This is a genomic window from Iodobacter sp. (genome assembly GCF_025352645.1).
Lineage (GTDB): Bacteria > Pseudomonadota > Gammaproteobacteria > Burkholderiales > Chitinibacteraceae > Iodobacter.
In genome coordinates this window covers 1-11,496 of sequence record NZ_JANXSO010000032.1, presented here as the reverse complement: position 1 = coordinate 11,496, position 11,496 = coordinate 1, and the positions used below count along the sequence as shown (strand labels likewise).

General features: G+C 48.5%; 12 protein-coding genes and 1 pseudogene. 8 read left to right on the top strand and 5 right to left on the bottom strand.

The features are described 5' to 3' along the window. Positions 1-36: 36 nt before the first annotated feature. A pseudogene (locus Q0R17_RS04075) lies at positions 37-1,251 on the bottom strand (IS256 family transposase). A 151-nt stretch (positions 1,252-1,402) separates the two neighbouring features. After that, entirely contained in the window at positions 1,403-1,672 is a 270-nt protein-coding gene (locus Q0R17_RS04070; RefSeq protein ID WP_293932346.1) for a hypothetical protein, read from the bottom strand. A gap of 324 nt (positions 1,673-1,996) precedes the next feature. On the opposite strand from Q0R17_RS04070, the gene Q0R17_RS04065 reads away from it, so the two are divergent. From Q0R17_RS04065 to Q0R17_RS04050, 4 genes are all read left to right on the top strand, one after another. Beyond that, positions 1,997-2,416: a YkgJ family cysteine cluster protein gene (locus Q0R17_RS04065; protein WP_293932344.1), complete on the top strand. Its 420-nt coding sequence runs from the start codon at positions 1,997-1,999 to the stop codon at positions 2,414-2,416. Positions 2,417-2,460: 44 nt separating this feature from the next. Beyond that, a complete protein-coding gene (locus Q0R17_RS04060; protein WP_293932342.1) occupies positions 2,461-3,000 on the top strand; it encodes a flavodoxin domain-containing protein in 540 nt (179 codons plus the stop codon). A 35-nt stretch (positions 3,001-3,035) separates the two neighbouring features. Next, positions 3,036-4,046: a nucleoid-associated protein gene (locus Q0R17_RS04055; RefSeq protein ID WP_293932340.1), complete on the top strand. Its 1,011-nt coding sequence runs from the start codon at positions 3,036-3,038 to the stop codon at positions 4,044-4,046. Positions 4,047-4,306: 260 nt separating this feature from the next. Next, positions 4,307-4,501 carry a hypothetical protein gene (locus Q0R17_RS04050; RefSeq protein ID WP_293932338.1) on the top strand — a complete coding sequence of 65 codons (195 nt, stop codon included), beginning with the start codon at positions 4,307-4,309 and terminating at the stop codon, positions 4,499-4,501. 68 nt (positions 4,502-4,569) lie between these two features. Here the strand turns inward: Q0R17_RS04050 and Q0R17_RS04045 are convergent, their stop codons facing one another. Then, on the bottom strand, positions 4,570-5,067 hold the full coding sequence (locus Q0R17_RS04045; RefSeq protein WP_293932336.1) for a GNAT family N-acetyltransferase: 498 nt from the start codon (positions 5,065-5,067) through the stop codon (positions 4,570-4,572). A gap of 138 nt (positions 5,068-5,205) precedes the next feature. Between Q0R17_RS04045 and Q0R17_RS04040 the strand changes: the two genes are divergently transcribed. The 3 genes from Q0R17_RS04040 (at position 5,206) to Q0R17_RS04030 (ending at position 7,641) form a co-directional block, all read left to right on the top strand. Continuing rightward, a complete protein-coding gene (locus Q0R17_RS04040) occupies positions 5,206-6,123 on the top strand; it encodes a LysR family transcriptional regulator ArgP (protein WP_293932334.1) in 918 nt (305 codons plus the stop codon). A gap of 153 nt (positions 6,124-6,276) precedes the next feature. Beyond that, positions 6,277-6,774 (top strand): DUF4442 domain-containing protein, encoded by a 498-nt coding sequence (locus Q0R17_RS04035; RefSeq protein ID WP_293932332.1) that lies wholly within the window; start codon positions 6,277-6,279, stop codon positions 6,772-6,774. Positions 6,775-6,828: 54 nt separating this feature from the next. Then, a complete protein-coding gene (locus Q0R17_RS04030; protein ID WP_293932330.1) occupies positions 6,829-7,641 on the top strand; it encodes a crotonase/enoyl-CoA hydratase family protein in 813 nt (270 codons plus the stop codon). A 182-nt stretch (positions 7,642-7,823) separates the two neighbouring features. Here Q0R17_RS04030 and Q0R17_RS04025 read toward each other — a convergent pair whose 3' ends face one another. Together Q0R17_RS04025 and Q0R17_RS04020 are read right to left on the bottom strand one after the other, a co-directional pair. Beyond that, entirely contained in the window at positions 7,824-8,423 is a 600-nt protein-coding gene (locus Q0R17_RS04025) for a LysE family translocator (protein WP_293932328.1), read from the bottom strand. 141 nt (positions 8,424-8,564) lie between these two features. Continuing rightward, the gene (locus tag Q0R17_RS04020; protein WP_293932326.1) at positions 8,565-9,746 is read right to left on the bottom strand and encodes an O-succinylhomoserine sulfhydrylase; all 1,182 of its coding nucleotides are present in this window, start codon (positions 9,744-9,746) and stop codon (positions 8,565-8,567) included. Positions 9,747-10,132: 386 nt separating this feature from the next. On the opposite strand from Q0R17_RS04020, the gene zigA reads away from it, so the two are divergent. Continuing rightward, a complete protein-coding gene (zigA, locus tag Q0R17_RS04015) occupies positions 10,133-11,332 on the top strand; it encodes a zinc metallochaperone GTPase ZigA (protein ID WP_293932324.1) in 1,200 nt (399 codons plus the stop codon). Positions 11,333-11,496: the final 164 nt, after the last annotated feature.

Sequence of the window (11,496 nt, the reverse complement as noted above, 5' to 3'; positions counted from 1 at the left end):
GAGCCTGTAAATCTTTCTGTGTAAATGCCTTTGGAATTATTGGTGGCCGTTCAGCCGGTCACCAAATTCTATAACGAAACGATTCAGCGCCATTCGCCAGTTTTGAATCGGCATCGTCCATTTCTTTGAAGCCTGTTGGATCGCAAGGTAAATCACTTTCTTGGCCGATTCATCGCTGGGAAATACTTTGCGCCGCTTCGTCGCCGAACGAATCACGCTGTTGAGTGACTCGATGGCATTGGTCGTATAAATCGCTTTGCGAATTTCTGGTGGGTACTCGAAGATCCTGCGCAAATTGACCCAGTTCGCCGTCCACGACTTGGCAATCAAAGGATAGTTGGCTTGCCAAGTCTGCGTAAAGCGATCCAACTCCAGCAACGCTTGCTCTTCAGTGGCGGATTGGTAAATCCGTTTCAGATCGGATGTGACGGCTTTGTAGTCCTTCCAAGACACATATTTAAGGCTGTTGCGCACCAGATGCACGATACAAAGCTGAACGCGCGTCTGGGGAAACTCCACCGCAATGGCATCGGGAAATCCTTTGAGGCCATCAACGCACGCAATCAAAATATCCTGCACGCCCCGTGTTTTTAGCTCGGTGAGCACCGACAGCCAGAATTTAGCCCCTTCGTTTTCGGACATCCATAAACCCAGTAACTCCTTGTGCCCGTCCATATTCACGCCCAAAGCTAAGTAAATCGCTTTGTTGATTACACGTAAATTGTCACGGATTTTAATCACAATGCAGTCTAGGTAAACGATGGGGTAAATGGCATCCAGCGGGCGTGATTGCCATTGGGTGATTTGCTCCAGCACGCGATCGGTGACGCGGGAAATCAAGGTGGCCGATACGTCTGCATCGTACATTTCCTTGAAGGCCGCCACAATTTCGCGCGTGCTCAGCCCTTTGGCGTACAGCGTGAGAATTTGATCATCCATCTGCGTCAGGCGGGTTTGACCCTTCTTGAGGAATTGTGGCTCGAATGAGCCATCGCGGTCGCGCGGCGTATGGATGTCCACCTCACCATGCTAGCTTTTAAGGCGCTTTGGCGTGCTGCCATTGCGCGAGTTGCCACGTTCACCCACCGTGCTAGCATGTTTCTCGTAACCAAGATGGTCAGTTAATTCCGCATTCAGAGCGGTTTCGACGGTGAGTTTGAGTAGCTCACGCGAGAGCGCATTTAAATCCGCTTCAGTTTTGATATCTTTAGCGAGTTCAGCGGCAAGAGCCTGTAATTTTTGACGATCCATTGTGATGCCTGACATGAATTTTCTCCGGAAAGAGATTAATCGGCCAAGGGCATTTACACAATTTTAGTTACAGGCTCAAATAAAAAGGGGAAGCCTCAGCTTCCCCTTTTTATTTATCTACTCTAAAAAACCACTCAGAGCATTGCTAAGCTTATACCAAGCCTTTTTGTAGCAATTCAGCGACTAGCTCGGCCAAAGTTATTTGGCGTTTTTCTGCTGTGGCATGCAATTCTTTAATTAGATCGCCGTTCAGCTTTACTGCAAAAGGCACTAAACCTGCCGCTTGATCTAATTTACGTTGTTCGCGTTTATCCATTACTTTTGCCGCTTCCTGACCAAAACGTCCCGGAGTCCGTTCTTTTCGATTTTGTTCGTCGGATTTAAACCCGTCTAGTTTATACAACTGAAATTTACTTAACATACGCACCCTCTTTCATTCTACAGCTATCACTTGTGATCATTCTTTTAAGCACTTAAGTATAACCGTAACCCATCCAGTAGCCAGTTCAAACACCGAACAAGCGCCAAGACTAAAAAAACCAAGTGCGAAGGATGCGGTGTTTTTGCGATCGAAGCAAGACACAAAAGTAAAAATACAAAAACAGTCGGCTGTTTTATCCCCAATCTGGCCTATTTATCAGGATAAATCACGATCATCTGGCATTAAGTCAGTTAATAAGCCCATGAATAGAAAAAACAGGCAAAATACGCCCCCAATCGCCAGTAGCCTGCCAAATAGACTTATATGACAAACCCTTTGATTTACCACGCTCACCCCGAAAACCCCGCCACTTGGATTAAATTTCGGGATGATTTATGCCAAAACTGCCAATCTTCCTGTTGCACCATGCCGGTAGAAGTAAAACTAAGCGATTTAGTACGCATGAATCTGGTTGATGCCTTTGAAGCCGAAGGCGAGCCGCCCAAGCAAATCGCCAAGCGCTTAACTAAAGCAGGCATCATCGATCACTTTAATTTTAAAAACAGCATTTACACGCTCAAACGCAAAGCCAATGGCGATTGTCGTTATTTAGATTTAAAAACGCGGCTCTGCACTATTTATGAAAACCGGCCAAACACCTGTCGTAACCATCCACGTATTGGCCCACGCCCAGGTTATTGTGCTTATCGCAGCCGAGCGGCCAGCTTATTGATTGGTAGTTAGACCCAGCTCAACGCACATCCCCACAGGCGTTTTACACTGAGGGGATGAAACCAGTCCTTATCCTCTATGCCAGCTATGATGGTCAAGCAGAGCGAATCGCTCGAACGCTGGCACTTTATCTTTCTCACTACGCTCTGGCCGTTGAGCTATGTGATATCAAACAAGCGCCTAGCCAGTACGATCATTGCAGCGCCATTATTATGGTTGCTGCAGTGCGCTATGGACGGCATCTGCCAGAGGTCGCCACGTTTTTACGTAGCGCCCTCTGGCAAATTCAGCATATTCCATTAGCGATTGCCTCGGTCAGCCTCAGCGCACGCAAGGATAATGGCGAGCCCAATCGCTATTTAAGCAAACTTATTTCACAATTTAATTTAACGCCATTCGCAACGATTGCCTTAGCAGGCAAACTCGATTACCCACGCTATAGCTGGCTAGATAAGCAAATGATCCGCTTTATTATGTATTTAAGCGGCGGCCCCAGCGATGGTCGCTGTAGTGTGGAATACACCGATTGGCAACAGCTAGCCGTGTTCGCACAAAAAATCACTACGCATCTTTGCCTCCCAACTCCCGATGAATAGTAAACTGCGCCCCAAAGCCATCACAGAGAACCGCCATGAGCAGCAACACCATTGCCAACCTAATTAGCCACCAGATCAATAAAGAAGCGCACGGCCCCGTTAGCCTGCGTTTAAGCAGCAAGGAAATCAGCCCAACACCTGCAGCGCAAAGGCTGGTTGATCAGCTCAGCCAGCTCTATGTACAGCGTATGGGCAAAGGATTTGGTAGTTTCGAGACTGACGAAGCCAGCTTTCCAGTCCAAGCCATGATTCGCCGCCATTTAAACGATGCTAGCATCAATTTTTACACGCTATCGTGCCAAATGATGCAACACCTGCAAACGCGGCTAGAGCAAGAGCCATTGGCCAGTGGCGGCTATGTGCTGATTGCACGGGTCAAGGCCGATGGCAGCGATTATTTGCTCTTCACCATCTTGTCTGAAGTGATGGGCACCATGCTTACCGATGATTTAGACATTGCCGATAGCCTTTATCTAGACACCGCCAATTTAAAAGTAGCAGGTAAGATTGATCTGCAAGCTTGGCAAAATGGCACCGAGCGCTATATCAGCTTTTTGCGTGGCCGAGGCGATGTAGCCCATTACTTCAAATCATTTTTAGGTTGTAATGATGTGGTGGTAGCGCTGAAAGAAACTCAAAAACTAGTGCAAGGCCTCAGCCAATTTGCAGAAGAGCAACAACTACCTGCCGCAGAGCGTGATCAGCTATTTGAGCGTGCTCATCAATACCTAGATGAGCTAGGCAATGCCAGTTGCCCAGTCACAGTGGCGCAAGTTGCCGAACAAGCTTGGCCTGATGCACCGCAGCAATTACAAAGCGTTTTCGATAATCAGGCGGTTGAAATCAGCGATGGTTTTGTGCCGGATCGGCGCGCCATTAAACCGCTGCGAACCTTTAAAACCAAGGCCCCTCATTGGAAGCTAGAGTTTGATCGCAGCAGCCTGCGCTCGGGTGCGGTACATTACAACCCAGAAAACGATACGCTAGTGCTCTCTAATATCCCAGAAGAAATGCGTAAAGAGCTTTTAGCTGAAACAAAATCTTAAGCAACAAAACGACTTATATTGCATTGCAATAAAATTCGACTAAACTAGCTTGGCCAGCCTGAGTCAAGACCAGACCACTTTATAAAGAGGCCTTACCCCTCCAGCTGGCTAAGCCCTAGGCAAAATGTAATATTACATACACAAAAAAATTGGCGTAATATCTTTAAACTGTAATCTATAACAGCGATGCTAGGCGATGTGACCGGCTCCCCATCAGGGGCCCCAGTGATCAAACGGTAACCCTCAAAAAAGGTATTCCCATGACTCTGCCTTCTACGTTCAAAACCCCTCGCCAGCGACGTCAGCTGGAACAATCTCAGCGCAATATGGAAATCGTCGTGATGGGGCTTCATCGGCAACAATTTGAAGCGAGGCGTCAAATAAGGAATGAGCTGGCAGATCGCGCCGCCGCCAAAGCAGATAAAGCGTTAGATTATTTAGAAGATATTAAATAGCAAGGCCCCACATACAAAAAAGCCACGACTTAAGCATCGTGGCTTTTTTATTAAACAAACAGCAATCACTAAGCGGCCAGTAATTTACGCTCATAAACTACATAATCACGGCTAGGCTGCCAACCGGCGTTTTTATATAAAGATAAGGCATCTTTTTCGCTAGCAGCGGATTCCATTTCCATATAGGCCACATGCTGCTGGGCGGCGAAATCTTCGGTGGCTTTAATCAGTGCACGCCCTACCCCACGATGCCGTGATTCTTTAGTTACATACAAATCATTAAGTAATAAAGTTTTTTGCATACGCAATGAAGAGATATTCCAATACAGCTGGGCAAAGCCCACTGTTTTAGTGCCTTCACACGCGGTAAATAATACCGAATCACCGCTTTTTAGGCGTTCAATTAAAAATTGATGCCCTGCTTCTAAATCTGTGGCTTGATTAAAATGCTGACGATACTCATCAAATAAAGCCCATGCCCCCCATAAACGCCAGATTTCATGCAGATCATCTAGATTAGCTTGGCGAATAGTCAGTGTGCTTCCATCATTTAATAAGGTATTCATTTTTTTATCCAGATAAATCGCAGCGTTCGGCGAGGCAATCATTTAATTCGATGTCATACTTTGTTTGATGTTTGACATTCAAACACAAGCTAGATTTGTGGTAAAACAAGCAATTCTTATGTTGCATAAGCCAAACTGATGCTTGACTACAAATTACTAGAAGCGCTGGAAATGGTGGTAAAGGAAAGTAGTTTTGAGCGGGCCGCTAAACGCCTGTTTTTAACGCAGTCGGCCGTTTCGCAGCGCATCAAATCGCTAGAAGAAAAACTCGGTAAAGTATTGGTGGTGCGTGAAAGCCCCGTTCACGCCACCCGCGCTGGTGAGATGCTGATTGTGCATTTTCGGCAAGTACGCCAGCTAGAAGCAGCCCTAGCCGAGCAAATTGATTTTAAAGAGCAAGATTGGCAAAGCGTGCGCCTTGGGGTGAATGCCGATAGCTTGGCTGTTGGCCTATTAGATGCACTCGCCCCGCTCTTAGAAAGTGAGCGTTTATTGCTGGAATGCGTGATTGATGACGAAGGCTATACGCTAGATTTACTGCGGGCGGGCGATGTGGCGGGCTGCATCAGCACGCAATCCAGCGCCGTAGCTGGCTGCGCGGTACAAAGCCTTGGCAGCATGCCCTATGTGTTTGTGGCCACACCGACATTTGCCGAGCGCTATTTTGCCCAAGGTTTTACCCAAACAGCCCTGATGCACGCGCCAACGGCGGTGTTTGGTAATAGGGATTCATTACACCGGCGCTGGCTAGGCGAGCGTTATGGCATCTTGGACGATCACTTCCCCTGCCATCAGATCCCAGAAAGCCACGCTCTATTTGATGCAGTTTGCTTTGGGCTGGCCTACGCCGCCATCCCTTACGCCCAAGCCAAACCAGCCATTGCATCGGGCAAAATTATTGAGCTAGCCCAATCCGAGCGGATTTATACCCCCTTGTTTTGGCACCATTGGCAAAAACAAACGCAAGAAGCCAAGCGCATCAGCGATGCCGTGCTCGCCTTTGGCAGGCGCGTACTGCCCGCACAAGAAGCCTCTTTACATTTAACCGCACTGTAAGGGAAGTGTTTGAAACGACGCGCAATTCTTTCAGCATCGTTAGAATAATGCACGGCATTAAAACGATCGTTTGTAAAGGCGGGATACTCCGGTCACACACGGCGCTGTTTCTTGCTATTTTGTCTTATATTCCAGCAAGAAAAGGCCGTCCAGATGTCCCGCCCACTGAATAAAATGAGCCGTATTGCCGCCAAAACGGCCAGTCTGCCGCAAGGCTTACGCAGCTTTATCCTCACCAAGCTATTTGGCCGTATCGTGCCTTTTTTATCCACGGCCTCGGTGCAATTTGAAGAAGTCAGCGCGGCGCGGCTGGTGGTCTCTCTTAAAAACCGCCGTAAAGTACAAAACCATATCAAGGGCGTGCACGCTGCGGCGATGGCACTGCTGGCCGAGACCAGCACCGGCTTTGTCATGGGCATGAATGTGCCGGACGATAAACTGCTGCTGCTTAAATCCATGCATGTGGATTACCAAAAACGCTCACAGGGCGATATGCGCGCCGTGGCCACCTTAAGCGATGATCAAATCGAGCTATTACACAGCACAGAAAAAGGCAATTTTTCTGTAAATGTAGAGATCAGCGATGAATCTGGCGAAGCGCCTATCCAGTGCGAAATGGTCTGGGCGTGGCTGCCTAAAAAGCGCGATTAAGCCTTTCACATCAATTTAATACCACTGCAAGCTTCTACTCACCAAGGATGCCCCATGCAATACGAAACGATTGAAGTGAATGTCAGCAATGCCATCGCCCTTGTCACGCTTAATCGTCCTAAAAAAGCCAATTCGCTCAATGCCCTGATGTGGCAAGAGATTAAAGCAGCGCTGAACTGGTGTGATCAAAGCGCAGAAGTACGTGCAGTGGTGCTCAATGGTGCCGGGCGCAATTTCTGTGCAGGGATTGATTTAATGATGCTGGCCGAAATTCAGACCAGCCTGAGCAGTGAATGCGAAGCACGCAACCGTGAAACAATCCGCAGCTTGATTTTAAACCTGCAATCCTCAGTCAGCAGCCTAGAACACTGCCGCAAACCAGTGATTGCCGCGATTCATGGCGCATGTGTGGGTGGTGGATTAGATTTGGTGCTAGCCGCAGATTTTAGATACGCCAGCACAGACGCCAGCTTTAGCGTGCGTGAAGTGGCGATGGGCTTGGTTGCCGACGTAGGTAGCTTGCAACGCTTAGGCCGCATTGTAGGAGAAGGCACAGCGCGCGAAATGACCTTCACCGCCATGGACATGCCCGCCAATGATGCGCTGGACGTTCGCTTAGTCAACCAAGTATTTGTTAGCCCAGAGGAATGCCTTGCCGCAGCTATGCGCACCGCCAGCGTGATTGCCGCCCAATCACCACTGGCCGTACGCGGCAGCAAGCAAGTGCTCAACTACAGCCGCGATCATAGCATCAGCGATGGCTTAGAATACGTCGCCACCTGGAACGGCGGCATGCTGCTCTCTGCCGACATCAAAGAAGCCATTACCGCGCAAATGAGCGGGCGGGCGGCGCAGTTTTTGGATTAAGGACTTGCTATTGATTTTCCAAATTAACAAGCCCGTCATCCCCGAATGTATTTATCGGGGATCCAGCAGAGCCACTGGATTCCCGACAGCAACACTCGGGAATGACGATTTTAATAAAGGAAACATTTAACCAGTCTAATCCTAAGCATCGAGCATAGGCGGCAAGCCAATGCCATCTATATCTAAACAAACCCCATAAAAATCGCCACAAAAATCAGGCAACCGCCAAAGAGATAACCCTGCACCCGCATCGCCTGCTGGCTTTTAAGCTGGCTAAACAATAACTGCCCGCTATATATCCATAACAAATGGCAAAGCATGCTAATCAAAACAAAAACCATTGATATTTGCATCACCTGATTAAATAAAACCAAACTAGGATTTAAAAATTGAGAAAACAATACCAGAATCATGGAATGAATTTTAGGATTTAAAGACACCGATAAAAAACCATCCCAAGCATTCAACCGTGGCAAATCTTTTTTCTCTTTAAGTGATGAAAATTGAAAAAAGCCATAAGCCAAATAGAGGGTAAAAATAATTCCACCCCATTTTAATAATTCACGCAACGCCGGATAAGCTACAAACACCTGACTTAGCCCAAAACCATAAACAAGGCACCAAAATAAATCACCCGCTTCAAAGCCCAATAAAAAAGGTATGGAGCCACGCACCCCAAAGTGCCCACCCGCAGCAGCAAGAATCGTATTCCCCGGCCCTGGGCTGATAATCATCGGCACAGAAAAACCTAATATCAAAGCCCATACTTCAAATGGAATCATGGCGCGCTCCCTCAGAAATGAATCAATACAGATTAATGATTAAAATTCTGAGAAACAAGCAACAGATCGCGGTGATTTATGCAAAACAGCTGGCGTAATTAAAAAAAGCCCAGCTTTGAAGCTGGACTTTTTTGCTAAATGTTAAGCCAATCCCTGCTCCAAATCGGCAATCAAATCATCAATATATTCCAGCCCTACCGAAATACGGATCAGCCCTTCTGTAATCCCTGCGGCTTCTCGCGCTGCGGGGGTGATGCGGGCGTGGGTAGTGCTGGCGGGGTGGGTGATGGTGCTGCGGGTGTCGCCTAGATTGGCGGTGCGGCTGATGAGCTCCACGGCATCGACGATTTTCCACGCTTGCTCGCGGCCACCTTTCACCACAAAAGATACCATGCCGCCACCGGCGTTTTGCTGGGTCATGGCCAGCGCATGCTGTGGATGCGAAGGCAGGCCGGGGTAGTAGACTTGCTCAATAGCAGGATGTGCTTCTAGGTAGGTGGCTAGCTTTAAGGCGGTTTCTGAATGGGCGCGCATGCGGATCGGCAGGGTTTCTAGGCCCTTGAGTAAGACCCAAGCATTGAAGGCAGACAGACTAGGGCCAGCGGTGCGTAGGAATAGATACACCGGCTCAATCAAGGCAGAAGAACCAACCACCGCCCCGCCTAACACGCGGCCTTGGCCATCAATATATTTAGTGGCCGAATGCACCACCAGATCGGCCCCCAGCGCTAATGGCTTTTGCAAGATGGGCGTGCAAAAGCAGTTATCCACCACCAGCAGGGCATCGTGCGCATGGGCGATGTCGGCAATCGTGCGAATATCGCTAATTTCAGTCAGCGGGTTGGATGGGGTTTCTAAGAACAGCAGCTTGGTATTCGGCTGGCAAGCAGCTGCCCATTCAGCGGTATCGGTCGCCGAAACATAGCTGACACTCACACCAAACTTACTGAGATACACATTGAGCAGCTGAATGGTGGAGCCAAATAAGCTGGCCGAGGCCACCACATGGTCGCCAGATTTTAAATGCGCCATAAACAGTGACAAAATGGCACTCATGCCCGATGCCGTAGCCACGGCACGCTCTGCGCCTTCTAAGGCGGCAAGTCTTTCTTCAAAGGCGCTGACGGTGGGATTGGTGAAGCGAGAATAGATAAACCCAGGAATTTGGCCAGTAAATTTAAGCGAGGCTTCTTCGGCGCTGCCCACTACAAAGCTGGAGGTAAGGTACATGGCATCTGAGTGCTCGCCAAACTGGCTACGGCTGGTGCCAGCGCGAACGGCCAGCGTATCGGGGTGTAAGGCTGCGAATTCTTCTTCATTCATGGCTTAACTCTACTCACTCACGGTCAACATCAATAGGGGCTTAAATCGTGTAAGGCGAAGGATTCAGCTCGAAATATTTTCCCTAGGAATATCTTAGGGTAGGCACGTTTTTGTGCCCACACTTAATATGCCGCGTGGGAACAACGGCGCGCCCACCCTACACGGTTTATTTCAGGCGCTTATTTCGCGCTAAGCCGCTATTTTATGTGAAGAATACGCCTTGTTGCAGTTTATCTGCCGCTATTCAAGTGCAATGTATCCAGCAAACCGATCGTAAGCCGCTTCAAGTGCCCTTCATTCCAAGCAATCCACCCTCCTTCTAATGCAACTAAGTTGCGCAATTAAGTTGCATTTAGGTATGCTAGCGCTTTTACTAGGAGTGCAAGATGAATAAGCAACTACCCGTCACGGTTTTGTCTGGCTTTTTAGGCGCGGGCAAAACAACACTGCTCAATCATATTTTGCAAAACCGTGAAGGCTTGCGCGTGGCCGTGATTGTGAATGATTTATCCCATATCAATATTGATGGCGAGCTGATCCATCAAGGCGGCTTTAAGCGCGGCGAAGAAAAACTGGTGGAAATGAGTAATGGCTGCATTTGCTGCACCCTGCGTGAAGACTTGCTTGAAGAAGTGGCTAAGCTTGCCAAAGAAAACCGCTTTGATTATCTGCTGATCGAATCAAGCGGCATTGCCGAGCCTTTGCCTGTGGCTGAAACCTTTACATTTAGGGATGAAAAAGGCCAATCGCTGTCTGATATTGCACGATTAGATACCATGGTCACCGTTGTAGATGCCTTTAATTTTTTAAAGGATTACGCCAGTGCCGATCTATTAAGCGATCGAGGCGAAACGGCGGGCGATGGCGATGACAGAGCGCTGGTTGATTTGCTGATTGAGCAGATTGAGTTCTGTGATGTGCTCATCATTAGTAAATCCGACATGATTAGCATGGCGCAGCTGGCTGAGCTGCAAAGTATTTTAACCGCGCTTAACCCACGGGCTATTCAAGAAATCGCCATCAATGGCCAAGTGCCACTCAAGCGCATCATGGGAACCGGGCTATTTGATTTTGACGTGGCCGCCAATTCACCCGGCTGGCTGCAAGGATTGCGCGGTGAAGAAATCCCCGAAACAGAGGAATACGGCATCTCCAGCTTTGTATGGCATGCCCCCTGCCCCATGCATCCACAGCGCTTCTGGGATTTAATCCATAGCGAATGGCCAGGGGTTTTACGATCAAAAGGTTTTTTCTGGCTAGCCAGCCGCCCTGACTTTGCTGGCAGCTGGTCACAGGCCGGTGGTGCATGCCGCCATGAAGCGGGTGGATATTGGTGGGCGAGCGTGCCAAAAAAACACTGGCCAGAAGACGATGAGCATATTGCAGAGATTATGGATCGCTGGGACGATCATTTTGGCGATCGCAGGCAAGAGATTGTATTTATTGGGCAGGATATCGATGAAGCTGGTTTTCGTGACAGGCTTAATCACTGCTTACTAAGCGAGGATGAGTTAGCCCTAGGAGTAGAGCAATGGGCCAATTTTCAAGACCCGTTTCCACGCTGGGCAGCGCAGCCTACCGTATAAACCCAACAAAAAAGCCCCCTTTCTGAACTGCACCCCAAAAGTTGGACACCCGTCCATTTTTGGGGTGTTTTTATGTCCAAGTACACAATGCAATTCAAACTTACTGCCGTTCAGCAATATTTAACGGGCGAAGCAGGTATTAAAACGATCGCCAAGCAACATGG

Coding starts and splice junctions, on each gene's coding strand:
- Q0R17_RS04025 (WP_293932328.1), bottom strand. CDS start 8,423: ATGATTCCATTTGAAGTATGGGCTTTGATATTAGGTTTTTCTGTGCCG.
- Q0R17_RS04040 (WP_293932334.1), top strand. CDS start 5,206: ATGCTTGACTACAAATTACTAGAAGCGCTGGAAATGGTGGTAAAGGAA.
- Q0R17_RS04060 (WP_293932342.1), top strand. CDS start 2,461: ATGAAACCAGTCCTTATCCTCTATGCCAGCTATGATGGTCAAGCAGAG.
- Q0R17_RS04065 (WP_293932344.1), top strand. CDS start 1,997: ATGACAAACCCTTTGATTTACCACGCTCACCCCGAAAACCCCGCCACT.
- Q0R17_RS04050 (WP_293932338.1), top strand. CDS start 4,307: ATGACTCTGCCTTCTACGTTCAAAACCCCTCGCCAGCGACGTCAGCTG.
- Q0R17_RS04020 (WP_293932326.1), bottom strand. CDS start 9,746: ATGAATGAAGAAGAATTCGCAGCCTTACACCCCGATACGCTGGCCGTT.
- zigA (WP_293932324.1), top strand. CDS start 10,133: ATGAATAAGCAACTACCCGTCACGGTTTTGTCTGGCTTTTTAGGCGCG.
- Q0R17_RS04030 (WP_293932330.1), top strand. CDS start 6,829: ATGCAATACGAAACGATTGAAGTGAATGTCAGCAATGCCATCGCCCTT.
- Q0R17_RS04045 (WP_293932336.1), bottom strand. CDS start 5,067: ATGAATACCTTATTAAATGATGGAAGCACACTGACTATTCGCCAAGCT.
- Q0R17_RS04035 (WP_293932332.1), top strand. CDS start 6,277: ATGTCCCGCCCACTGAATAAAATGAGCCGTATTGCCGCCAAAACGGCC.
- Q0R17_RS04070 (WP_293932346.1), bottom strand. CDS start 1,672: ATGTTAAGTAAATTTCAGTTGTATAAACTAGACGGGTTTAAATCCGAC.
- Q0R17_RS04055 (WP_293932340.1), top strand. CDS start 3,036: ATGAGCAGCAACACCATTGCCAACCTAATTAGCCACCAGATCAATAAA.